The organism is Kitasatospora sp. NPDC057223 (assembly GCF_042669755.1).
In the GTDB taxonomy this organism is placed as follows: domain Bacteria; phylum Actinomycetota; class Actinomycetes; order Streptomycetales; family Streptomycetaceae; genus Kitasatospora.
The window spans coordinates 34,114-59,189 of sequence record NZ_JBHUWW010000005.1 but is presented as its reverse complement, the minus strand read 5'-3'; the positions used below and the strand labels follow the sequence as shown (position 1 = coordinate 59,189).

Sequence of the window (25,076 nt, the reverse complement as noted above, 5' to 3'; positions counted from 1 at the left end):
AGCCGGGATCATGACCGTCGTCGGCCGTGGCGAGCGCGGCGGACGACGAGGGGGACGGAACCGGGCCGCTCAGGGCCCGTGCTGGAACGGTGTGTGGACGGGGGCGTCGCGGCGCCACGCGTCACAGAGTTGACCTGCCAGCAGGTGCTCGGCCGCCGAGTCGGTCGGCAGCGGCAGGTGCAGGGCCTGCAGCAGGTCGAAACGGTGCAGGTCGAAGGCGTTCTGCACTGCAGCCCGGAGCGCCGGCACGGCGTCCACCGCGCTGCGGTAGGAGAGCACGGCGAGGGTCAGCGGCAGCAGGGTGAGCAGGCTCCACCAGCGGGCCGGTGCCAGGAGGGGAATGCTGGCCAGGGAGGCGAACACCAACACGGTGGCCAGCGCGATCGCCTGGTCCAGTGTGTTGCGTGCGTCGTCCACCAGCAGTCGGGCCCGGTCGGGGAGGACGGCGTACAACCGGGGCCACGCCACGTCGCTGCGCCAGCCGTGCTCCTGGCCCGCGTGCGCCCACAGGGCGAGCAGCGCATTGCCCAGCGCGGTCGCCCGTACGTCCGCGTCCCGGGGAGGGTAGGCCAGATCCCGCTGCCGGGCCGCGTGGAAGGCGACGTTGGCGACGGCCTGCCGCTGGTTCGTGGGCAGGGCGAGGAGCCGGGCGGAGGCGTCCCGTTCCGTCGTGTCGAACCCCTGCTTGGTGCTCAGGTGGGCCTGGCGGCGGGCGGAGCGCAGGGGAAACCAGACCGCGCCCTGCCACAGCCGGTGCGCGCTCGGCAGGGCGGCCTGCAGCAGGACCGCCACGACCAGAACGGCCAGCACGAGGAGGACCACCGCGCCCACACCCAACCCGCCGACGCTGCGGCTGATGCCGGAGAACTTGGGGTGCCCCTGCGGCGCCCCGGACCAGACCAGGCACAGCAGGTAGAGCGCGCCCGCGGTCACCGGCAGCAGGACGACCAGCAGGAACCGGACGGAGAAGACGGACAGGGCCGAGGACGCGAGCTCGGTGGGGTTCAAGGCCGGCTGTCCTCCCGCATCGGCGTCCGGTGGACGGGGCAGGCCGGCGGCATGCCGTAGGGCTTGGCCTGCTCCTGCGGGCACCCCGCCACCGCGCACCGGTAGACGAAGACCCGCACGTCCTCGTGGTCGTCGGCGGAACCAACCGGCCTGAGGGCCGCCGCCTCACCGCCGGTCATCGGCACGCGCATGCCGTAGTTCTCCCGGAGGAACGCCCGGCTGGTCACCACCTCTTCGGGCTCGTCCGCGACCCTGACGAGGATCCACGGCCGCAGGAGCAGGTCCTGTTCCACGGCCTCCTGCAGCTTCCTGCAGCCGTCCGGGTAAGAGGTCGCGGCGGGCAGTTCCAGCACCAGCACGTCCGCTTCGGGCGGTGAGGTGGGAGCGGAGGGGTCGGTCAGATCGGCGAGTTCGTTCATGGGTCCTTCCCGTCGGTGCGGCGGTTGTTCGGGCTCGCGGGGTGCGCTGGGGGTGCGCGGGGGGTCAGGGTCCGAGGTGGATGTAGGGTGCCCACGCCCAGAGCCTGGCCTGCGGCGCGGAAGTGTGGGAGCGGCGGGCCAGCACGGCGCGGTGCAGCAGCCGGGCAGCCTCCTCGGGGCGGAAGGGTTCGTCGGCGCGCGGCTCATCGGGGTGCGGTTCGTCGGCGCGCGGTTCGCCGGGGTGCCGCTGCCGGTCGCCGGGCCGCCGACCGGTCCGGTAGACCTCCGTGGTGATCGCGGTGGTCTCGTCCGCGTCCACCGGCCACAGGGTGGCGACGGCCTGCCGCCAGCCCGCGAACGCCATGGCCGCGGCGGTGCTGATCACCTCGTCGGCGGTCCGGGGGTCGACGGTGGCCGTCCGGCAGGCGGTCAGTGAGACGAACGCGGCGTCGGTGCGGCCCCTGGCGAGCAGGGGCAGCGGGAGGATTCCGTCCGTGAGGACCAGCCCGCTGAGCTCGGGACGGTCCCGGTCGAAGTGGCCGTGGCACATCACGTGGAGCAGCTGGTGGCCGGGCAGCTCGGACAGCACGCGCGCGGAGTCCGCCGAGCCGTCGTCGAGCACCGTCGCGTCGGGGAAGCAGGCGGCCACCACGGACCGTTGGGCGTCGGCGCCGGGAAGCACCGCGGTGTTCGCCACCCGGTCCGCGAGTACGGCCAGCATCCGTAGCCCCCGTGCGCCGTCGGCCGCCCGTGCGGTCGCCGCCCCGGCCGCGGCGGCCGAGGCGAGGACGGCCACGGTCGGGGTGTAGGACGGGACCACCCGGTCCAGGACGCTCTCGCCGGCGCGCGCGTGCCGCCCGGCGGCGTGCAGCGGGAGGAGGGCGAGGCCACCGGTCGGGCACCACCACAGCCGCGGGAGTTCGGAGCCCTCGGCCGCGGGGCCGATGGCCAGGTGGTCGAGGACCGGGGCGGCGACGGAGTCCCAGAGCCAGGCCGTGAGACCCCCCAACGCCCGGTTGAACGGCCCGGTGACGGCGATGCCGTACGGGCTCGGGCTCGTCGCGCACTGCTCGTCGAACTCCCGCTCGGCCGCCAGGTGCTGCGCGACCCGGCCCTTGACGTCGGTGAGCGTCACGGACAGCTCCAGCCCGTGGACACCCCCGGGGCCGACCAGCAGGGCGTCGCAGCGGTGCCGGCTGATGTTGACGACCACCACGGTGCCCGGCAGACGGGCACACAGCTCGTGCACGTGGACGCGGTCGAGGAACCCCGGGCAGAGGATCCGCGCCTCGGCCACTGCCGTGGCCCAGTCGGTTTCGGCCGCCCTGAGCCGGTCCGCATCTGCGTCGAGCAGCCGCAACCCGGAGGACTGCGCGGCCGACGACGGGACGGGCGGGAGCGCCACGAGCGAACCGGATCGCAGGACGGCGGCGACGGCCCGCAGGCGGAGGGCGAGCTCCGGGTCGGCCTCCGCGACCGGGGCGAGATCGGTGCTCAGGTCCAGCACGCGCTGCCACAGCACCGCCCGGCACTCCTCCAGCAGGGCCAGCGCGTCGACGGGATCACCGGCGGCGATCGCCGCCGCGGCGGCGTCCGGCCCCAGGAACTGCCAGTCCGCGAGCAGCCGGCGGACGTCGCCCGCGTCCAGCCCGACCGCGGTCCACCGGCGCAGCAGGTCGACGGCCAGCCGGTAGTCGCGGTGCGCGCGAGCGGGGTCCCCGAGCTCCATGGCCAGCCGTGCGCCGCGTTCGGCCGCGACCAGCCGGTCGGCCAGCGGGGCGCCGGGGGAGCCGGCGACCTCGGCCAAGTCGCGCAGGGCGACTGCGACGGGCCCGGAGGCAGGGAGACCCGGGAGTTCGCCGGGTTCACCGGGCGCGGAGCTGGAGCTGGAGCTGTTCCGATTGGGGCGGTGCGTCAGGAGGGCCGTCTCGGCGCGCAGCAACTGGAGTTCGTGCCGGCGGAGGGGACCGGCCGGGGACCCCTCGGCCAAGGCGGCGTCGAGCAGTCCGGCCGCCTCGCGGAGGCCGACGTCCGCGAGTCCCTGGTCGCCTGCCGGGGCTGGGGCTGGGGCTGGGGCCGTGGTCTGCGGACGGTGCCGCGCGTGCGCCAGCAGGCACCGGACGAGTTCGGCCCGGGCCCAGGAGGCGGCGGCGCCGTCCGCGCCGAGTTCGGCAAGGGCGAGGGCCGTCCGGGCGGCGTCGGCGGCGTCCCCGAGGCTCGTGAGGGAGAGGACCGTCATGGCCGCGCTCTCCGGCCCCTGGGCGGCGGACCTGTCGGAGGGAGCGGGCGGGGTGTCCTCCTCGGCCGTCAGGGCAAGGGTCGCCTCCGCCCGGCAGCGCAGGGCGTGTGCGTACCCCGTCAGCAGTACGGCGCGGAGCCGGTCGTCCGGGCCAACGAGGGCCAGCGCCCGGCGGGCGATCGGAACGGCCTCGGCCAGCAGGACGGGGTCGTCCAGGAACCCGGCGGCCTGGCAGAGCGCCGTCTGGAGTCCGTGCAGGCGGCCGGGCAGCCACGGCGACCCGTCCGGCGTCGCCGACACCAGCTCGCGGTGCAGCGCGACCAGGTCCAGCAGATCGCTCTCGGAGCGTACGGTCCGACCCCGCAGATCGAGCAGGACGGCCAGGTCGTGCTCGTACAGCGGCCGGTCGGCCGTACCCGCGAGCGCCAGCGCGGTCCGGGCCAGCGCTATCGCCCGGTCGACCTCGGCGTCGGCGTCGGGGGTCAGCCGGAGCCGGCCCTGTGCGTACAGCGCGGCGGCCCAGCGGGAGTGGCACTCCGCCGCTGCCGGGTGGTCGGCGGGGACGTGTTCCGCCGCCGTGGCGGCGGCCAGTACGGCGGCCTGGAGGAACGGGAGGTCCCCGGTGGACCGGTGGACGGCGAGGTAGACCGTGGACAGGACGCACAGGACGCCGAAGTCATTCGGCGAGGACGGCCGGCCGGCGAGCGCGGCCTCGGCACAGGCACGGGCCTCGCCCAGGTCGTCGACCGCTCCCAGCAGCCTGTTCGTGGAGGGCGTACCGGCCGCCGCGCCCGGGGTCGCGCCCGGGGCCGAAGCCGGGGCGGGGGCCGATCGCTCGTGGCGCAGGACGAGGAGGTCGGTGAGGTTCATCAGGTCGTCCGGGTCCAGGTCGTCCGGGTCCAGGTTGTCCAGGCCGGCCGGGCCGTCTGGGGTGTTCAGGCCCTCCGGGTCGCCGGGGTGCTGCCGCCTGCGGTCCGCAGCGCCCGCCGTGCACGCCTCCCGCAGGTGCGCGACGGCGTCGTCCAGGTCCTCCCGTCCGCCACGGCGCTGGAACAGGTTGGACTCGGCCAGCCCCAACGCAGACAGCGCCACCGCCCGCAGACCGGGAAGGCGGTCGTCGGCGAGCTCCACGGCCAGCCGGGCGTGGAACCGCGCCCGGTCCAGGTCCTCCTCCTGACCGGGCAGGTGCGCCCGCAGGGCGAACAGGTGGCTGAGGTCGAGGTGGAGAACCGCGACCCGGACGTCGCCCAGCGCCCCGGCCAGCGTGAGCGCGGCGGTCCTCTGCCCGATGGCCTTCGTGAGGTCTTCCGGACGGCGCCGGGGCGTTCCGTTGAGGTACCGGTGGACCAGCAGGTCCGCGATCAGTACCCGGCCGCGCACCAGGTCCCCGTCGTCGGGCAGATAGACGACCGCCTCCCACAGCACCTGCAGCCCGCGCTCCAACCGTGCGTCGGCGAGGGGGTCCGTCGGCCGGTAGCCCAGGGGGTCGCGCGGATCGAGCCCGACGAGGTGGGCCAGCACGGTCCCCAGGAGGAGGGCCCCTGCCGTCCGTGACCCGGCACCGGCCGGCTGCCGGGCGATGACCGCCTCCAGCAGGCCGGCAGCCTCGGGCCATCCGCTCCCCACCGCGGGGCCGGGCCCGCCGGCGGAGGAGCCGGAGCGGCCCTCGGCCTCCACGAGGCGGTCGATCAGCAGCTCCGCCAGTGCCAGTGCGACCGGCGGGTCACCCGGCCCGTTGCGCCCCGCGAGCCCCTCGCGGAAGCGCCCGCAGGCGGTGACGGCGTCCGTCAGGTCGTCCGGACCGCCGTCCGTCAGCAGGGTTCCACCGATCACGGCCCAGATCCGGTGGTCCGACGGCAGCGGGCCCCGCCCGGCGAGCGCGGCCGACGTCCCGGGCGGAACCAGGCCGGGGCCCGCCGCCCGCAGGTGCTTGAGCACCGGCTCCACGGCGGCGCGCGAACTCTCCCGGAGATCGGCCCCGTTCGCTCCGGCGGGCAGGGCAGGGGCCGTGCAGCGGCACAGGTGCAACCAGAGCGCCAGCCACCGCTCCTCCGGCCCCCCGGTCGCACCCGGCGCGACGGACCTGCTCAGCAGCATCCGGGCAACGTCGCCATCGGCATCGGGCCCCAGGGCGCCGGTGTCGCCCCGGAGCAGGTATCGGACGGTCCGGCGGGCCACAGCCGCCTTCGCACTGCCGGTGTACACCGAACGGCTCCTCCGTCGCTGGAACGGGTAGGCCCGGGCGGGCCACCCCGTCGTGCTCGTCGCAGGGGGTGACGTACGATCCCAAAATACTTTTTCACAGCCGAATATGACGGCCAGTTACGTACTTGATACCTGGAGTTCGAAGGACGAAGGCAGGGGGTGTCCAGCCGCTCGCAGCCGCCGGGGGTCGCCGGCTACGGTTCCCGCCGGGCGAGTGGACGGGCCGCTGCCGTAACCAGAGGACGAGCTCTGGCCGCGGAACGAGCCGGCGTACCCGCCCTACCAGCCGATGACGACGCTTGCGGACGTTCACGCACTGCGGGCCCTGCTCACCCGGGCGTGGTCGCGACCTCGCGGCCCGGGAGAACGTGCTGACCGCGCAGGAGCAGGAGGTGGTGGACCGGATCCATGCCGGGCATGCACCGAAGCTGCTGCCGTCGGGGCCGCTGCCGCGTTTACCGCACTCCCGAGGGCCTCGCCGGGGCTCCGAGCGTCGAACAGCCGGCACGCGCGCTGACCGGCTGGACCCGCCTCTGACCGGTCCGGCCGGATGGTGTTCGGCGGAGGAGCCCGGAGACGGTGAAGGGGGCTACGAGGGTGAGTGCCCCGCGGACCGGTCGCCGACACGCTGGAGCCCGTTGCCGGGTTCCCGGTGGCCGGGCCGGCCGTCGGTGATCGTGTTGGGTGGGCTGGACCTCCGGCCCGTCGTCGACGACTGTGCGCGTCGGCGGGGCCGAAGCCGTGCCGCCCCCGTGCGCCCGCCCTTCCGGTGACCGCCGCCGCGGGAAGGCCTGGCGAGTGCCGTGATTCATTTCGTTCTGCTCATCGTGTGCGCGGTGGCGATCTACCTCTCGTGCGAGTGGTTCGTCAACGCGGTGGAGTGGCTGGGCGAGCGCCTCGACGTCGGCAGGATGGCGGTCGGCACGATCCTGGCCGCGTTCGGGACCGCGCTGCCGGAGTCGGTGGTGACGCTGGTCGCGGTGACCACCGGGGGCACCGAGGAGGCCAAGAGCATCGGCGTCGGCGCCGCGATGGGCGGCCCCCTCGCGCTGGCGACCGTCGCCTACGGCGTCACCGGCGCGGTGCTGCTGGTCAAGCGCCGCCGCGAGCGCGCCTCGACGCTGGACACCGGTATGGCCGTACCGGCCGAAGCGCAGGCACTGGGCACGGAGAAGGACATGCGGCGTCTGGCGAAGGACCAGATGTGGTTCCTGCCGGTCTTCTTCGTGAAGGTCTCGCTCGGTCTGGTCGCCTTCGCCTTCAAGCCGGCCCTGGGCGTGCTGTTCTTCGCCGTCTACGCCGTGTACTTCTGGCGCGAGATCCGTGCCAGCCGCGCCGAGGAGGCCGCCGGCACCGACGAGGACGAGGTGGAACTGGAGGCGCTGAAGTTCCAGCCGGGCAAGGAATCCCCCGACACGTGGGCGGTCGCCGCCCAGACCCTGGCCACCCTCGTGGTGATCTTCTTCGCCGCGCACTACTTCGTCACCCAGCTGGACGTCATCGGCCCGATGCTCGGTCTGTCCGCCACCGTCACCGCGCTGCTGCTCTCCCCGATCGCGACCGAACTGCCCGAGATCATGAACGCGATCATCTGGGTCCGCCAGGGCAAGGTGAAGCTCGCGCTGGCGAACATCTCCGGCGCGATGATGATCCAGGCCACCGTCCCCAGCGGCATCGGCCTGCTGTTCACCATATGGCACTTCGACGGGCCGCTGCTGTGGTCCGGCATCGTCACCATGGCCGCGATCGTCTACCTCCTGCTGACCATGCGCGCCCACAGGCTCACCCCCGCCCGCCTGACCGTCGCGGCCGGCTTCTACGCCGTCTTCGCCATCGGGCTGGTCCCTGTGCTCACCTGACCTGTCGCGGTCCACTGCCCCGATCGCCCGATCCTCGGGGGCCCGCAGGTGCGGCAATGAGGCCGATCTGGGGAGTGGGTGGGCGTGCGGGGGTTGGGGTTGGTCGGTTCCGGGCGGGGCGCAGCGCTGCCTACTCCGCCGGCGTCCGGTTACGGCAGGCAGCGTGGTGGTTCGGGCGGCGCCGTCACTGACTGGGAAGGCCGCCGGCACAGGCGCTGCCTGCGCCTCATGGCCGACATCTGACCGCCGCCTGCGGGGGCAGCTGGCAGTCGGCCACTCGATCGGATGACCGCACATGAGTACCCGTACTCATGTGCGGTTCCCTGATCGGGCGACATCCTGTCCGCATGACTGCCACTGGACCCCGCCGGCCGAGTCGCGCGTCCGACTGCGCGATTGCGTTCCTCCTGGTGTGCACCGAGATCCCCCTCGCCCTGATCGGCTGGTACGCAGCCAGCTTCAACAGCATGGGACAGCAGCAAGGCCACACCCAGAGCGAGGTCGTCATCCTGGTCGCCACCCTTCTGTCCCTGTTCCTGGCAGCAACGGCCGTGACCGCCACCGCGCTCCGCCGACCCGTCACCGCCACGGTCCAAGGACTACTGCTGGCAGCGCTCCTCCTCGGCTGCCTCGCTGCGCTCACCTGACCTGGCCTTGTCCACCATCGGGGACGGCGGCCAGGCGCTTGCTGGGCAGGGCTGGACTGGCCTGCCGGCCCCGTGGCGGGTTGACGGCCTGGCGGTGCCGGAAGTAGCCGACCCACCACTGCCCCGGACGCGAACTTCTGCAGGGCGTACGGCCTGAGCGGACGCGGCCCGTCCCGGTCACCCCGGATTCGTACCCGGCCGGGCCTGCTGACAGCATCAAACGCATGTTCCAGCCTGCACCCCCGCTGCCTGCGCCCCCGCTGCTCACCGCCGAGGGCGCGGACTGCTGGCATGCCGCCCGCACGGCCCATCGGTGGGACAGTCGCTGGCTGGTTCTGCTGCCGCTCGCGCTGTTCGTGCTGGTCGCGGTTCGCGATGACGGCCTCGATGTGGCCGATGCGCCGCGCTGGTACGAGTCGGCGGACGTGCTGCTCGCAGCCCTGGTGGCTCAGGCGTTGGCGCTGCTGGCCCGCCCCAGGGCGTTGCCGCTCGCGGCGCTCGCCCTGCTTCCGCTGGTCTGGTACTTGCCGGGCGTCCCCGACGAGTTGACCCGTTGGACGCTGGTGCTCTCACAGGCGGCCCTGGCGGCCCTGCTGATCTCGGCCGCCCTCGGCCGTCAGCGGGCCCGGCAGCAGCTCACCGATCTGATGGGCCTTGAGGTGCCCTACCCCTGGACTGCCGCGGGCCAGCTCTCCCCGTTCGCCGAGCACCCCGTCCGGCCGGTCGGCCGGCGGGTGGCCGGCCTGCTGCTGCTCGGCCCGGCGGTGGCGGCTCCGCTGTTCGACCCGAGCCTGCTCGTGACGGCCACCGGGGTCGGCGGGGCCGGCGTGATCCTGCTGGCATCCGCCGCCAAGGCGGTCCGGGTCCGGCACTCCCTGGCCGAACGCCCCGGCGCGCCGGCTCTGCGCGTCCTGTTCCAGTGCGAGGGCGGCCCGAAGGCCGGGCCGCTCCTCGGCGGCGCGCAGTGGGAACTGACGGTGCGAGAGCAGCACACCTGGGCGGACGGCGGCTGGGCGGGGGAGGGCGAAGCCGACGACGGCAACGAGACCGCCAACGGGGACGCGCACGGGCCGGGCATCGACACACCTCAGCCCGCGCTGCTCTACCAGGGGCCCGACGGCCCGTACGCCCAGTTGCTGGTCCTGCCCCTGACGGACGGCCCGGGTTCGACCGGTGCGTGGACAGCGGTCGTGTGCGCCCCAGAAGTCCGGCCGGCCAGCTCCGCCGCCCCCAACACCCCCGCCGACCCGGAGCCCGCTCCCGAACTCCCGACCATGCCGACGGCTGCCGGGCAGTGGGAGATGCCGCGTCCGCTGCGCCTGCTGTCCGGACCGGCCGCCGGGGGGCTGCTGGCCGTACTGGAGGTGCTGCGCGCCGAGTCCGGCTGGTGGGGCGGGCTGCTGCAGCCACTGGTCATCGGCGGCATCGCTCTGGTCGCTGCCGCCTCCCGGCTCGGCTGGCAGGCCACCATCGACCGTCACGGCGTGACAGTGAGCGCCGGCCTCACCCGACGCCGGGCGAGCTGGGAGGAGATCACCGACGCCACGGCCAAGGGCCCCTTGCTGTCCGTCATCGTCGGCAACACCGCCACCCTGCAGTTCGGCGGCCGCGTCGCCTCCTGGTGCGGCCTCCAGGGGTTCGACGCCGCCGCCCTCGCCGCCGGTGTCGCCCATGCGGCCCGCCACCCGGAGCTCCGCCCCCGGGAATCGCGCCCCAGCCCGCTCGGACACCCGGACCTGCTCGTCAACCGGATCTCCCTGACGGCCTATCTGGTCTTCACCGTGCTGCACTTCCTGGCCGTCCGGGGCGGAATCCAGCGCCCGCCCGTACTCCCGGTACCAGATCGACGACCCGCTGGACCTCGACGTCGGTCCGCACACCGGACACACCCCCATCCGACCCACTCCGCTGACCGGGACGCTGGTGTCAGAGACGCTGCTGGGCGGGTCGGTTGAGGTCGGATTTGACGTCCCGGGCGAGCAGATGCCGCTTGGGGTGTAGCCGGCAGGGGTACGTGGCAACACGTCTGACGCCGCCACGAACGCAAGGCCGACCGCGTCGTGGCCTTCGCCACCATCGCCGCCACTCTCATCTGCCACCGCGGACTTACCAAGTGAGACGACTTCTCTGCCGGTGAGGGTTCACCGCCCTGGGCGTCATGAACCGGGTCAGCGGTTCCACCGAGGAGGGGGCTCCGGTGGCGAAATCGAGCGCGAGGTCCGCAACCCGGCCGTCCGGGGCGGCAAGGTCCTCCCCGTGCGGGACACCCTGGCCGTGCGCGGGTGCACGAGCTGTGCGAGCCCGTCGTCGGGTGGATTGAGTCCGCCCGAGAGCGCCCGGGCCCGCCACCTGCCGGGGCGGGCCCGGGCCGCGGTCAGCGCGTGGGTGCGCTCGCAGTGATCGCGGTGACCTGGGAGGTCAGCGCCCGCGTCATGTCCTGCTGGTCCACGATGACGACCGTCGGCCCCGGCACGCTCGTCGGCGAGCCGAGGACCGCGAAGCGCAGCGTCGGGTCCGCCGTGCTGAGCGCGGGCACACCGGTGGCCGATGCCGGGCCGACGGTGATGATCAGGTTGCAGCGCTGGGCCGCGAGTCCGGCCAGGTACGAGGCCGCCTCCTCCGGAGCGCCGGCGGGCACCGTCAGCTCCTGCAGGTTCGCGGTCCGGTCGGCCGTCGCGGCACGGACGATGCTCCGGGCCGTCTCCGCCGTGGACCTGCTGCTTGCGTCGTCGTCGAAGGCCAGGCAGAGCCGAGTGCGCCCCGAGTAGTCCAGCGCCGGGACGAGGGGAGACCGGTTCGAGTCGCCGTGGTGCCACCAGAGGGCGGCGACGGCGACCGCACCGCCCGCGGCCACGGCCACGGCCACGGCGAACGTGGTTCGGCGGTGGCCGGTGAGAACTGCGGTGGCTTTCATCGGCGGGATCGTCCCTTCGTCGGCTTCCCGGGGCGTCGTGCGGCGCCCCCGGGGTTCGTCCGGGTCCGTGGCTGCGGTGGCGCTGCGGCGGGTGGGGCCCCGGCCCGGCGCCTCCTCCGCAGCACGAATGCGGCCGCGGACAGGGCGGCCGCCGCGCAGACGGTGATTGTCCACGGGAGGAGCGAGGACCAGCGGGAGGCGGAGCCTCCGGCTGCCGGTACGGCGAGGAGCGGATTGTCGCGGTCGGCGGCGGCCGGGGCCGGATCGGTCAGAGCCCGGAGGGGGTCGACCGTTCCGTAGCCCGAGCGGGCGTCGGGCGTCGCGTGGTGGTGGGCGGCGGTGTCCGTCAGGCGCCGGATCACCTGACCGGCGGTCAGGGCGGGGAAACGGGAACGGACGAGCGCGGCAGCGGCCGACACGTAGGCGGCGGAGTAACTCGTCCCGTCGGCGTTGACGTAGGCATCCTGGTCGTTGGTGGAGTAGACATCCGCTGCGGGTGCGGCCAGGACGATTCCCCGGCCCGACTGGCCCTTGGCCCAGGACGTGCCGTCACGATTCGTACCGGCCACGGAGACGACGCCGGGATAGGCCGCCGGGTACTGCGGGAGGTTGTCGGTGTTCCCGCTGTTCCCGGCGGAGGCGACGACGACCACGTCCTTCCGGATCGCGTACAGGACTGCCTGGTGCAGCAGGGCGTCCGGCTGGGGCGTCCCCATCGACACGTTGATCACCTGGGCGCCGTGGTCGACCGCCCAGGTGATGCCGCGGGCCAGCAGGGACGGCGTCACCGCCTCACCCGTGCTGACCCGGACGGGGAGGATGCGCGCAGCCGGCGCGAGCCCGGTCATGCCTGTGTGGTCCGGGCCGCCGGATGCCGCGATGATGCCGGCGACGGCGGTGCCGTGGGACTCCGGGGAGGTGTCGGCGCGGCCGTCGCCGTCGTCGCCGAGAAGGCTGCTGCCGGGACCGACCTGGCCCGCGAGATCGGGATGGGATGCGGCGACCCCGCTGTCCACCACGGCGACCGTCACGCCCTCGCCCTTGGTGACGACCCAGATCTTCTCCGCGTCGAAGTGATCCGCGTCGAGCGGCCACTCCGCGGATCGCACGGTCTCGGTGGCCTGTGCCGCGGTGGGCGCGAATCCGACGAGGACGGCGGCCAGCGCGACGGCTACGGGCCAGGGCCGGGGGGCCTTCGGTGGAGCACTCATGTCGCCCTGTCCTCCTACGAACTGGATCGGCCGGTCCGGAGCGCACACCGGTGGCCGAATCGGCCCGCCGAGCGTACAGGCCACCGGGCGGTGCTCCTCCTGCGCCCCGGGACCGATCCCTCCAAGGGCCCGGGATGGGAAAGAACGGGCAAAATTTGCGAGCAGCCGTGTCCGGACATCTAGTTTTTGATCACCAGATTTCAGCCGTGGGGGATGCGGGAGGGGGCTGTACACCGGCGTTTCTCAGGAGATATTCATTCGCTGTCGATCGCCGCAGGGGTGGTGCGACTGCTTCGGGTGGGGGACGGCAAGTGCGTCGCGTCTGGTTCCGTGTTTCGTCATGCCTGGTCACGGCTGTTCGAATGTCCCGGTCCCGGCGGTGGCCGTCGCTGCGCAGGCCGTCGGTCGCGGCCGCCGTCCTCGCCGCGCTGATGCTGGTGGTCTCGCTCGGTACGCAGGACGCCATGGCCTTCGCTGTGACCAAGGCACCCCGGCACCTCGCCGATCCCGAGGTACCGCAGCAGCGCGCCGGGTCCCCCGACGGCCGGGGCGGAGCCGTCGGTGCCGACGCGACCCGGGCCAAGGGAGCCGGAAAGCAGGGCGACGCACACCGCCCCGGCTCCGGCGAACTGCCTCTCGCGCAGGAGGTGCGCGGACCGGGCGCCGGAGTGGCCTCGACGGGCGCAACTCCCCGCCAGGGCCAGGCCGCCCAGCCGCCCGCGTCCTCACTGCCGGCACCTCGCGCCGGTGAAGCCGGGGGTGCGCCGGACGCCTCCTCCGCCACCGGCATACCCGGTCCCGTGACCGAGGGGGTCGAGCTGCCCGCCGAGCGCACGGAGGTCAGTTCTGTCTTCGTCAACCCTGACGGGACCAAGACACAGCGCGTCTACTCCCGGCCTGTGCACTTCAAGGAGTCCGACGGCTCCTGGGCCGACATCGACACCGACCTCGCCGTCGGTGCCGACGGGCGGCTGCGCGAGACCGCCAACAGCATCGGCGCGTCGTTCGCGCCCCGCGCGGACGCCGGCGACCTGATCGCCCTGGAGATCGACGCGACCCACCGGGTCGCCTACTCCCTGGCGGGTGCGGCGCCGGCCGTGGCGCAGGCGAAGGGGGACACGGTCACCTACCCGCTTGCCGGACCGGCCACCGATGTCGTCTACAACGCCCTGGCGCAGGGCATCAAGGAGTCGTTGGTCCTGCGCGACGCGTCCGCGCCGACCAGCTGGGTTTTCCCGCTCAGCCTGACCGGCCTCGACGCGTCCCTCGGCACGAGCGGCGAGGTCCGGTTCACCGACAGTGCGGGTGCCATCAGGCTGACGATCCCCCAGGGCTTCATGGAGGACGCCGCCAAGGACCCGGCGTCCGGTGAGGGCGCGAAGTCCGGCGGTGTCCACTACTCCCTCGTCGAGGCCGGCGGCCGCCCCGCGCTGCAGATGGACCTCGATGCCGCCTGGCTGCACGACGCCTCCCGCACCTACCCGGTCCGGGTGGACCCGACGACCTCGACGAACGTGAACGTCGGCCAGTCGACCTACGTGATGACCGGCGTCAACGCGAACTTCTCCAGCGACTCGGTGCTCAAGGTCGGGACCTACAACGGCGGCGGCCAGATCGCCAACAGCTACCTGTACTTCCCAGCGGTGGCGGGCCGGGTCGGCCTCAACTACGTGATCTCCGCGTCCGTGCACATGGCCGTCACGCACTCGTACGAGTGCAAGGGGCACTCGGTCTACATCAAGCAGATCAACAGTGCCTGGAACCCGGGCAGTATCTCGACCTACCCGGGCGTGACCATCGGTCAGCAGCTCGGCGAGGCGTCCTTCTACGGCGGCGACACCTGCTCGAACGGCGTCCAGTGGGAGACGATCCCGATCGGCGGCGACCCGACCTCGCCCGGATCCCAGCTGGTCACCAGCTGGGCCAACGGCGGTGCGAACTACGGCCTCGCCGTCACCGCCTCCACCACCGACTCCAACGCGTGGAAGAAGTTCGACAGCGTCAACACCGGCTACCCGCCCTACCTGGCGGTCACCTACAGCGACTGGGCGGCCGACTACACCACCAACGGCTCCTACACGCCGCCGACCTCCACGGCCTCCGGCTCGCAGCAGGTGACGCTGAAGAACCTGGGCGCCAACTGGTGGAACTCCACCAGCATGCAGGTCAAGGCCCGCATCTACGACGGCAACTGGGTCGAGCAGTCGGTCGGCGCCGCACCGTTGACGGGCGTCTCCGGCCTGGTCAAGACCGGTGAGAGCGTGACCGTCAACGGCGTGATCCCGGCGCTGCCCAACGGCCGCTCCTACATCCTCTGCTGGGACGGCTACGTGAATGGCGCGGCCTCGCTCCACGACTCCTACCAGGTGCCGTACCACAACTGCACCTGGGTCAGCGCACAGAACGTGCCCCCGCAGATCGACACCGTCGAGCCCCTCGGGAACACCGTCGTGGGCACGCTCTCCCCGCAGCTCTACGCCGCCGGGCACGACGGTGACAACTACCCGGGCAGCGGCCTCCAGTACCAGTTCCAGGTCTACGACGGCGCCACCCTGCTCAGCGACTCCGGATGGGTCGCCAACCAGTCCTACGCCGTCCCCGCCGGCCATCTGGCCTGGAACGAGTCCTACACGTGGACGGTGCGGGTCTTCGACGGGCAGGCGTCCAGCGCCTGGTCCAACCCGGTCCCGCTCCAGACGGCCGTCCAACAGCCCCTGATCACCTCCCGCCTGGGCGGCTCCGCCGGCGACGGCGCAAGCCGGTCGTTCGACGCACAGGTCGGCAACTACACGACCGCGGCCACCGACGCGTCGGTGAAGGCGGTCGGCCCCGCGCTCAACGTCACCCGCTCGTACAACTCGCTCGACCCGCGGACCTCGACCCTGTTCGGGTCGGGCTGGTCCTCCCTGTACGACATGGGCATCGTGCCGGACGGCGACTCCAGCGGGTCGGTCGTGGTGACGACGGCCAGCGGCCGCACCGAGCGGTTCGGCCGCAACGACTTCCAGCTCGGCCAGCTCGCCGGGGTGGGCGACCAGACCGGGGACGGCATCGGCGACGCCGTGGCCGTGGACACCAGTACCAGCAAGCTGTGGCTGTTCCCCGGACCGGGCTACTCCCAGGCCGAACGCAGGCTGCTGGGCGAGGGCTGGAACGGTGTCTCGCAGATCACCGGCGCGGACGTCAACGGCGACGGCGTCGGAGACCTCTACGCCGTGGTCAACAGCGACGGCAGCCTGCGCATGTACCCGGGCAAGGCCGGCGGCGGGTTCGGCGAGCCGGTCACGGTCGGCGCGTTCGGCTGGAACGGCATGACCGGACTGGCGGTGACGTCGCCGCTGGCCGCAGACGGGCGCAAGGACCTGCTGGCGGTCGAGAAGTCCAGCGGCTACCTGTACGCCTACCCGATCGCCGCGGACGGCACCACCGGGCCGTCGACGAGTCTCGGCTTCGGCTGGAACGGCGTCACGGAGCTGGTCGGAGGCGACTTCAACCACGACGGCAAGGGTGACGTCGTCGGGATCCAGGCCGGTACCGGCCAACTGCTGGAGTACCCGGGCACCGGGAACGCGACTCTCGGGACGTCGAGCCTGGCGGCGCCGGTGCAGATCGGCACCGGCTGGACCACCATGCGCGACCTCGCCACGGTCAACGGGCTGGCGGGCGACGCCGGCACCGACATCCTCGCCGTCGACAGGGCGACCGGGGTGCCGTACCTCTACCACAGCGGCAGTGCCTGGAGCGGGCCGTCCCGGACGACGACCGGCATGGCGCTCTACACCTCGCCGGCCGGTGAGTACGAGACCCTGGCCACCGACGCGGCCGGGGGCTGGGTCCTGGCCGACAAGACGGGCACGGTGTACCGGTTCAACCAGCAGGCGGGCAGCGGCTACCTGCTGTCCCGGATCACGGACCGTCAGCAGCACAGCCAGGTACTGCACTACACGGGCGCAAAGCTCGACACCGTCACGGACGAGGCCTCGGGCCGGGCACTGCACCTGACCTGGACGGCCGACGGGCGCCACGCCGCGAGCGTGTACACCGACCCCGCCGTCGGCACGGACTGGAACACCGCGCAGACGTGGACGTACACCTACGACACGGCCAACCTCGACCAGCTCGCCTCGGTCTGCACGCCCCCGGCCGGCGGCAACACCGTCCGCCCGTGCACCGCGTACACCTACACGGCCGGTTCGCACCTGCGCTCCACCGTTCTGGACGCCGGCCCCTCCTCGTACTGGCGGCTGGGTGAGGCCTCCGGCACCACGGCCGCGAGCGAGGTGATCGAGAACCAGGCCGTGGACAAGGGCACCTACGTCGGCGTCGGCCTGGGCTCGGCGAACGGGCCGCTCGCGGGCTCGGCCACGAAGGCCGCGTCGTTCGACGGCAGCACGTCCTCGGTGACGCTGCCCAACGGCTCCTTCAAGAACAGCTATGTGGCGGTCGGCCTGTGGTTCAGGACCACCGCGCCCGGCGTCCTGGTGGGCTACCAGAACACCGCGCTCGCGGGAACGCCGTCGCACGCCTCCTCCCCGCTGTACATCGGGACCGACGGCAAGCTGCGCGGCGAGTTCTACGGCCAGTCGATCGGCTTCAACCCGATCACCACGACGGGCACCGTCACCGACGGCGCCTGGCACTTCGCGCTGCTGTCCGGGGCCGGCGACACGCAGACCCTCTACCTGGACAACCAGAAGGTCGGCACGCTCGCCGGGTCGATCGACTACCTCGACACCGACTTCACCTACGTGGGCGCCGGCTACACCCGGGGCATCCCGTGGCCCGTGCCGCCCACCGCGGCGGCGGACGGCAACAACCACTTCTCCGGGCAGATCGCCGAGGTCGCGCTCTACCAGCACCCGCTCGGAGCCCCGGCCGTGGCTGCCCAGTGGACGGCGGCCCGCAACCCCTCGGCGGAGCTGACCAAGCTCGCCCTGCCCTCGGGCAAGACGAAGCTGGCCGTCGTCTACGACACCGTCAACGACCGGGCCTCCCAGGTGACGGACGCCAACGGCGGTGTGTGGACGCTCAACACGCCGTCCGTGTCGGGCTCCGAACAGGCGTACCGCAGTGCCGTGCTCGGTTCCCGGCCCGCCGGCTACTGGCGGCTCGCCGAGGGCGCCGCCAGCCAGGCCACCAACATGATCACGGTGCCGCGAACGCAGCCCAACAACGGCACGTACTCCAACGTCGCCCTGGGCGCGACCGGGCCCATGGCCGGCTCGGCCGGCGCCGCGACGTTCGACGGTGCCACCTCGTGGGCCGAGCTACCCGCCGCCTACGCCCCGACGTCCGGCCCCGGCGCACTCGGCGTGTGGTTCAGGACGACGTCACCCGGCGTGCTGATCAGCTACCAGTCCTTCCCCATCGGCGCCGCCCCGACCTCGGCAGACGACTGGAACCCGGCCCTGTACGTCGGCACCGACAACAAGCTGCACGGCCAGTTCTGGACCGGCTCCGCCGCCGCCACCCTCGCCTCGACGAAGAACGTCACGGACGGCGCCTGGCACCTCGCGATCCTCGCCGCCGACACCCCCACCTCCCAGACCCTCTACCTGGACGGCGCCACCGCCGCCGGTCCGCTCAACGCCGCGATCACACCGAACGGCCAGGCCCACGTGTACGTCGGTGCCGGCACGGTCAGCTCCGGCTGGCCCGCCGCGCCGGCCACCGCGGACGGCCACTTCAAGGGCCAGATCGCCGACGTCATGGCGTTCGACCACGGCTTCGCGTACACCACCACCGTCAGCGACCTCTACACCCAGGCCACCACCGTCGGCGCAGCCGCCCACGACGCGGCCGTCATCGACGCCCACCCCACCGGTTACTGGCCCTTCGGCGACGCCACCGGAAACCAGGCCACCGAGCGGCTCTCCTCAGCGGCCCTCGCCCAGAACCAGGGCACCTACCGCAACGTCACCCTCGGCACCCCCGGCCCCTACGCCACCGGCGGGACCACCGCCGCCACGTTCAACGGCACCACCTCGGCCGTCCAGCTCCCCGACACCGCCGCACCGCGGATCGGCAACACCGCCGCCGTCGAGGTCTGGTTCAAGACCGCCACCGCAGGCGTCCTCTACAGCCACCAGTCCTTCGCGCTCGGCACCACACCCACCGCCGCCGACAAGTCGAACCCCGTCCTGTACGTCGGCACCGACGGCAAACTGCACGGCCAGGTATGGACCGGCACAGCGGCGAACACCGCCGTCTCCGACAGGACCGTCAACGACAACACCTGGCACATGGCCACCCTCGTGGCCGGCTACACCGGCAGCACCATCACCCAGCAGCTCTACGTCGACGGCGCCCCGAGCGGCCAGCCCATCACCGGCACCCCCGGCTACGCCGGCGACACCTACAACTACCTCGGCGCCGGTACGGTCACCGCGGCCTCACCCGCCGCTCCCACCGACACCAGCGGCCACTTCAACGGCTCCATCGCCGACTTCGCGTACTTCCCGACCTCGCTGTCCGCGTCCGTCGTCGCCGCCCACTGGACCGCGGCCACCGGCACGCCCGCCCAGGCCGTCTCGCAGTCCGCGAACCTCCGCGCCCAGATCATCCTGGCCAACCCCTCCGGGTACTGGCGACTCGACGAGCCTGCCGGCGCGACCGTCGCGCAGGACCAGCTCGGCGCCGCCCTGCCCAACCAGGAGCACGGCACCTACACCAACGTCACCCTCAACACCGCCGGGCCGGCCGGCGCCTGGGACGGCACCGCCGCCACCTTCAACGGCACCACCTCCTCGCTCCAGCTCCCCGGTACCGCAGCGCCGGTGAAGGGCCCCAACAGCATCGAGCTGTGGTTCAGGACCACCAAGGCCGGCGTCCTCTACGGCTACCAGACCTTCCCCCTCGGCGCCGCCCACACCGGCGGCAAGGACCGCTGGAACCCGGCCCTGTACGTCGGCAGCGACGGCAGGCTCTACGGCGCCCTGTGGACCGGTGACGCCGCCAACGCCCTCGTCTCGGCCAAGAGCGTCACCGACAACGCCTGGCACCACGCCGTCATCGCGGGCGACGACAACGGACAGGCCCTGTACCTCGACGGCGCGCAGAGTGCCGTCAGCACCACTGCTCGGCAGATCTACTACAACGGCGCCCCCTACGTGTACGTCGGTGCGGGTACGGCCGACGCCGGCTGGCCCAACCCGCCGACCAGCCCCGACGGCCGCTTCACCGGCTCCATCGCCGGCGTCGCCTTCTACCCCGACCGCCTCGACGCCGACACCGTCAACGCCCACTACAAGGCCATGGGCACCAGCGCCACCCCCACCAAGAGCACCTACTCCTCCGCCACCGGCCCCGGCGGCTACGTCATGAACTGGCGCCGCGACACCGTCACCGGCCGCCTCACCAGCACCGCCGACCTGATGGGCGCCACCACCCGCTACAGCTACGACACCCACGGCTACCTGCACAGCGTCACCGACCCCGACGGGCACACCACCACCACCGGCTACGACGAGCGCGGCAACGTCGTCTCCAGCACCACCTGCACCACCGCGGCCGACTGCCACACCGGCTACGCCGAGTACTACTTCGACCCGATCAACCCGTTCAACCCGGCGAACGACCACCGCACCAGCGCCGGCGACGCCCGTTCGGGCGACGCCGGCGACGGCACCTACACCTCCCGGTACACCTACAACGCGGTCGGCGACCCGCTGACCACCACACTGCCCGCGACCGCCGACTTCCCCAACGGGCGCACCGCCACCAGCACCTACACCACCGGCACCGAGGCAGCCGTGGGCTCCACCGGCACCCAGCCCACCGCCCTCACCGCCACCAGCACCGCCTTCGGCGGGCAGACCACCCGGTACGCCTACGACAGGCTCGGGAACCTGGCCAGTGTCACCGGCCCCACCGGTCTCGTCACGACCTACGCGTACGACAACCTTGGACGCGTCACCTCCCAGACCGACACCTGCGCCGACTGTGCCAAGGCGGCCGTCACCACCACCTCCACGTGGGACGGCCAGGGGAACCTCCGGACGCGCACCGACCCGGCCACCACCGACGCCGTGACCGGCACCGTCCACACCCGCCGGACCACCCTCGACTACGACACGGACGGCAACCCGGTCAGCCAAGCCGTCGCCGACACCACTGGCGGCGACGCCACCCGCACCACCACCACCACCTACAACACCACCAACAGCCTGGTCTCCAAGACCGTCGATCCGGCCGGCCGCGCCACCTCCTACACCTACGACAGCTACGGCCGCCTCAGCGTCAGGACCGACCCGGCCGGCACCAGGTGGACCTACACCTGGGACCCGACCGGGCACCTGCTGCGCACCGCGATCGGCAACTACACCGGCAGCCCGACCGGTCCGGTCCCGTCGCGCTCCCAGCTCCTCGAATCCCGGGCCTACGACCCGGCCGGGCGCCTGGCCACCGTCACCGACGCGATGGGCCGGACCACCCACACCTACTACAACGACGACAACACCGTCGCCGAGGTCGACCTCGACGGGTTCCACAACCCCGACGGGACCCAGCGCAACGTCGTCCTGCAGCTCAACACCTACGACGCCGCCGGGAACCTCACCCAGCAGACCACCAACAGCGGCAGGACCACCGCGGTGACCGCCTACGACGCGGCCGGACGCCGGACCAGCACCACGCTCGACCCGGGCGGCCTCAACCGGAAGCGGACCTACAGCTACGACGCATCAGGCAACACCCTCAGCAGCGTCCTGACGGCCGGAGCGGAGAGCCGGGAGACGGACTACACGTACAACTCCGCGGGCCAGGTCCTCACCGAGACCCTCAGGAACCAGCCCGCCGACAGCATCACCAAGAACACCTACGACCAGCGCGGCCTGCCGCTCACCAGCGTGAGCCCGCTCGGCAACGTCGCCGGCGCCGACCCGGCCGCACACACCACGACGTTCACCCACGACGAGCTCGGCCGCCTGACCGTCACGACCGCCCCGCCCGCTGACACCACGGTCTTCAACACCTCGACCGGACAGCCCGTCACGCTCCCGAACGCCCGCGCGATCAGCCGCACCGGCTACAACGTCCACGACGAGCCGACCTCCACCCAGGACCCGACCGGCAACATCACCACCCTCACCCACACCTTCGACGCCGGCGGCGAGCACCACTCCACCGCCCGGAGCGCCTACACCGCACCCGGCCAGAGCACGTCCGTCACCCCGGTCACCCAGGTCGACTACGACGCCCTCGGCCGCGTCAAGACCGTCCACGACGCCAAGAACCAGCTCACCACCAACGTCTACGACCAGCTCGGCAACCTCGTCGAGGTCGACGCACCCGCTGTCGACGGCACCACCCCGAAGTCCTTCTTCGGCTACGACCTCGACCGCGAGCAGTTGACGGCCACCGATCCCACCGGTGCCCAGACCCAACAGACCTACGACGACCTCGGCCGACCCGTCACCAGCACGGAACTGGTACGCACCGCCGGCCAGGCCACCGCGGCGTACACGACGTCCTTCGGCTACGACGACGCCGGGAACCTCACCAGCACCATCGTGCCCGGCGGCGGTGTCTCCACCGCGACGTTCAACGCTGCCGGAGAGACCACGAGCAGCAGCGACCCGCTGCACAACACCACCACGACCACCTACAACCTCGCCGGCCAGCCCAGCCGGGTCACCCGGCCGGGCAGCCAGCAGGGCAGCACCGGCCCCAGCACATCGTTCACCTACGACCGGGCGGGCAGGACCACCGCGTTCACCCAGCTCTCGCCCACGGGCAGCACGCTGGCGACCTCCAGCGTCGCCTACGACCCGGCAGATCACCCGGTGTCCAGCACCGACGCGGACGGCAACACCACGACTGCGGTCTACGACGCCCTCGACCGCCTCGTCCGGCACGTCGAACCGGTGGGCACGGGCAAGACCATCACGACCTCGTACGGCTACGACGCCGCCGGACGCCGGACCGCCCAGACCGACGGCAACGCGAACACCACCTACACCACCTACAACAGCCTCGGCCTGCCCGAGTCGACCGTCGAGCCCGCCACCTCCGCCTACCCCAACCTCGCGGACCGCACCTACACCACCGGGTACGACCAGCTCGCCCGGGCGGTCTCCCTCACCGAGCCGGGCGGCGTGTCCGTCCTCAACGCCTACAACCCTGCCGGCAACCTCGTCACCCAGTCCGGCTCGGGCGGCGAGGCCCCCACACCGACCCGGACGTTCGGCTACGACCTCGACGGCCGTCTCACCTCGCTCTCGGCGCCCGGCGGAACCCAGACGTACGCCTACGACGACCGGGGCCTCACCGCCTCCGCCAACGGCCCCATGGGCAACAGCACCTACGGCTACAACGCCGACGGGCAGCTCACCGCCCGCACCGACTCCTCCGGAACCACCGGCTTCACCTACGACGCCGCAGGGCACCTCAAGACCCTGGCAGACCCCCTGACCGGCCAGACCACCACCTACACCTACACACCCCGCGGACAGGTCGGCACCGCCCAGTACGGCGCCGGCAGCACCCGGACCTACGCCTACGACGACCAGGACAACCTGACCTCAGACGTGATCAAGACGTCGACCGGCACCACCGTCTCCTCCCTCGGCTACACCTACCTCCCGTCCGGCCGGCTCAAGACCAAGACCACCAACGGCACCACCCACACCTACGACTACGACCAGGCCGGCCGCCTCAGCAACTGGAACAACGGAACCGGGGCCACCGCCTACGGCTACGACGGCAACGGCAACCTCACGGCCGACGGCACCGCAACCGCGACGTACAACCAGCGCAACCAGCTCGTCGGCACCACCACCGGCGCCAACTACACCTACACGGCCCGGGGCACCCGCGCCACCTCCACCTCGGGCGGCACCACCACGCAGGCGACCTACGACGCCTTCGACCAACTCGCCGGCCGGTCGGGCCAGTCCTACACGTACGACGCCCTCGGCCGCCTCAGCAGCACGACCGGGCACACCCTCACCTACGACACCACCTCCGCCACCCCGGTCTCCGACGGCACCGAGAAGTACACCCGTACCCCCGGCGGTACCCTGAGCGCCATCGGCACCCAGGCCGGCTCCGCGCTCGCCCTCACGGACCGCCACGGCGACCTCATCGGAACGTTCACCGCGGGCAGCACCACCCTGAGCGGTTCCAGCAGCTACGACCCGTGGGGCAGGCCCACCGCCACCACCGGCGCCGGCCACAACCTCGGCTACCAGGGCGGCTGGACCGACAGCACCAGCGGCCAGGTCAGTACCGCCAGCCGCTGGTACGACCCCGCCACCGCCGGATTCACCAGCCGTGACACTCTCGACACCACCGCCGACAGCGCCGTGTCCGCCAACCGCTACGCCTACGGCAGCGACGACCCACTCGACTACGCCGACCCCAGCGGCCACAGCATCTGCGTGCCCCCGATCGCACCCCTCAAGGGAGGCAAGCCCCCCAAGGGCCCGAGCGGCCCCGGCATCGCGAACCCCGCACCGACGCCGTACTTCGCCCCCTCCAAGCACCGTGCCGATCCCGACGACTACACTCGGGCCGCCTACACCCAGCCGGACTGGCTGTACCAGTACCAGATGTACAACCTCACCCACTACAACTACGGCTACTCAGGCTCGGGTGGCTACGGGGTGGACTACCGGTACTTCGTCGCCGGCGGATTGGGTGGAGCATCCCTCTACGGCCTGGGCAGCTGGGCGAGCACCCTGGGCTGGGGCTTCGCGGCTCTCGCGAACCCCTTCAGCTCCCACAGCTGCGACACCCAGAAGCCGGTCGAGAAGCCCAAGCACGACCCGACGAAGGACAAGCCCGGCACCGGCAACCCGCACAGCGACGGCGGCAGTGCGGCAGCCGGCACGATGAGCGGCCAGCAGAACGGCTCGACCCTCCTGGGGACGGCGGTGAACCTCCTCTCCGGCCTGGCGTTCAACGGTGCGGACACCGGGTACATCCCGGTCGGCGTTCTCTCGCCCGAGCTTGCCCTGGGCAGGGTGCCGGGCCCTCTCAACGCGAACGGAAACCCGGTCAGCTGCCGCGCCGCCAGGCCTCCGGGCTCGGTGACCGACGGGAGTACCGGCTGGATCCTCTACGGTCAGCTCGAAGCGCCCTCACAGCATGCGACCGCGGCTGAGGCCTGCCTCACCGGAGACCCGAGCGGAACGCGTGGGAGCACGGCCGAGGTCGATCCACCGGGCTACAACGACGCCCTGGCATACGCGGGCAAATTCGACTTCCCCCGGAACCCGATCGCCAGGTGCCATCTGATCGCACGGGAGCACGGCGGTGCCGGCGACGGGCCGGACGCCGCCCGCAACCTCGTGCCGTGCTTCCAGCGGACGATGAACGCGGGTCCCACGGACAGCATGCGGGAATTCGAATTCGTGGTGGGTGATGCGATGAAGGCCGGGCAGGCCGTGCACGAGGTGGTCGACCCGGTCTACGCGAAGCAGAGCGACACCATACCCATGGGCGTGTGGATGACGGCCGTCGGAACCTATGACAACGGGGCCTTGGGGATGAACGAGCACACGTTTGTGTGGAACCATGCGCTGGACGAGCAGAAGACGCGTGTGGATCTGTGGGACGGAAACCCGTGAGGAGT

9 protein-coding genes are annotated in these 25,076 nt (G+C 72.4%); 4 read left to right on the top strand and 5 right to left on the bottom strand.

Features of this window, described 5'->3' with window-relative positions; translation table 11 throughout:
- Window positions 1-69 precede the first annotated feature (69 nt).
- From ACFUK0_RS03545 to ACFUK0_RS03535, 3 genes are all read right to left on the bottom strand, one after another.
- Window positions 70-1,008 carry a hypothetical protein gene (locus ACFUK0_RS03545; protein WP_380246357.1) on the bottom strand — a complete coding sequence of 313 codons (939 nt, stop codon included), beginning with the start codon at window positions 1,006-1,008 and terminating at the stop codon, window positions 70-72.
- Window positions 1,005-1,427 carry a hypothetical protein gene (locus ACFUK0_RS03540; protein ID WP_380246356.1) on the bottom strand — a complete coding sequence of 141 codons (423 nt, stop codon included), beginning with the start codon at window positions 1,425-1,427 and terminating at the stop codon, window positions 1,005-1,007. The genes ACFUK0_RS03545 and ACFUK0_RS03540 overlap by 4 nt, the downstream gene beginning before the upstream one ends.
- Window positions 1,428-1,491: 64 nt before the next feature.
- The gene (locus tag ACFUK0_RS03535; protein WP_380246355.1) at window positions 1,492-5,871 is read right to left on the bottom strand and encodes a CHAT domain-containing protein; all 4,380 of its coding nucleotides are present in this window, start codon (window positions 5,869-5,871) and stop codon (window positions 1,492-1,494) included.
- 803 nt (window positions 5,872-6,674) lie between these two features.
- Between ACFUK0_RS03535 and ACFUK0_RS03530 the strand changes: the two genes are divergently transcribed.
- The 3 genes from ACFUK0_RS03530 to ACFUK0_RS03520 all read left to right on the top strand — a co-directional run bounded on the left by ACFUK0_RS03530 (window position 6,675) and on the right by ACFUK0_RS03520 (window position 10,332).
- Window positions 6,675-7,730: a sodium:calcium antiporter gene (locus ACFUK0_RS03530; RefSeq protein WP_380246354.1), complete on the top strand. Its 1,056-nt coding sequence runs from the start codon at window positions 6,675-6,677 to the stop codon at window positions 7,728-7,730.
- A gap of 347 nt (window positions 7,731-8,077) precedes the next feature.
- On the top strand, window positions 8,078-8,377 hold the full coding sequence (locus ACFUK0_RS03525) for a hypothetical protein (RefSeq protein WP_380246353.1): 300 nt from the start codon (window positions 8,078-8,080) through the stop codon (window positions 8,375-8,377).
- A 224-nt stretch (window positions 8,378-8,601) separates the two neighbouring features.
- Window positions 8,602-10,332, top strand: a complete 1,731-nt coding sequence (locus ACFUK0_RS03520; RefSeq protein ID WP_380246352.1) for a hypothetical protein — start codon at window positions 8,602-8,604, stop codon at window positions 10,330-10,332.
- Window positions 10,333-10,751: 419 nt separating this feature from the next.
- Here the strand turns inward: ACFUK0_RS03520 and ACFUK0_RS03515 are convergent, their stop codons facing one another.
- Together ACFUK0_RS03515 and mycP are read right to left on the bottom strand one after the other, a co-directional pair.
- Window positions 10,752-11,291: a hypothetical protein gene (locus ACFUK0_RS03515; RefSeq protein WP_380246351.1), complete on the bottom strand. Its 540-nt coding sequence runs from the start codon at window positions 11,289-11,291 to the stop codon at window positions 10,752-10,754.
- On the bottom strand, window positions 11,288-12,502 hold the full coding sequence (gene mycP, locus ACFUK0_RS03510; protein WP_380246350.1) for a type VII secretion-associated serine protease mycosin: 1,215 nt from the start codon (window positions 12,500-12,502) through the stop codon (window positions 11,288-11,290). Before mycP ends, ACFUK0_RS03515 begins: the two co-directional genes overlap by 4 nt.
- A 362-nt stretch (window positions 12,503-12,864) precedes the next feature.
- On the opposite strand from mycP, the gene ACFUK0_RS03505 reads away from it, so the two are divergent.
- On the top strand, window positions 12,865-25,071 hold the full coding sequence (locus ACFUK0_RS03505; protein WP_380246349.1) for a LamG-like jellyroll fold domain-containing protein: 12,207 nt from the start codon (window positions 12,865-12,867) through the stop codon (window positions 25,069-25,071).
- The last annotated feature ends 5 nt before the right edge of the window (window positions 25,072-25,076 follow it).

Bases quoted from the DNA above. Each gene is read 5' to 3' on its own strand.
- ACFUK0_RS03540 (WP_380246356.1), bottom strand. From the start codon at position 1,427: ATGAACGAACTCGCCGATCTGACCGACCCCTCCGCTCCCACCTCACCG.
- ACFUK0_RS03525 (WP_380246353.1), top strand. From the start codon at position 8,078: ATGACTGCCACTGGACCCCGCCGGCCGAGTCGCGCGTCCGACTGCGCG.
- ACFUK0_RS03520 (WP_380246352.1), top strand. From the start codon at position 8,602: ATGTTCCAGCCTGCACCCCCGCTGCCTGCGCCCCCGCTGCTCACCGCC.
- ACFUK0_RS03515 (WP_380246351.1), bottom strand. From the start codon at position 11,291: ATGAAAGCCACCGCAGTTCTCACCGGCCACCGCCGAACCACGTTCGCC.
- mycP (WP_380246350.1), bottom strand. From the start codon at position 12,502: ATGAGTGCTCCACCGAAGGCCCCCCGGCCCTGGCCCGTAGCCGTCGCG.
- ACFUK0_RS03505 (WP_380246349.1), top strand. From the start codon at position 12,865: ATGTCCCGGTCCCGGCGGTGGCCGTCGCTGCGCAGGCCGTCGGTCGCG.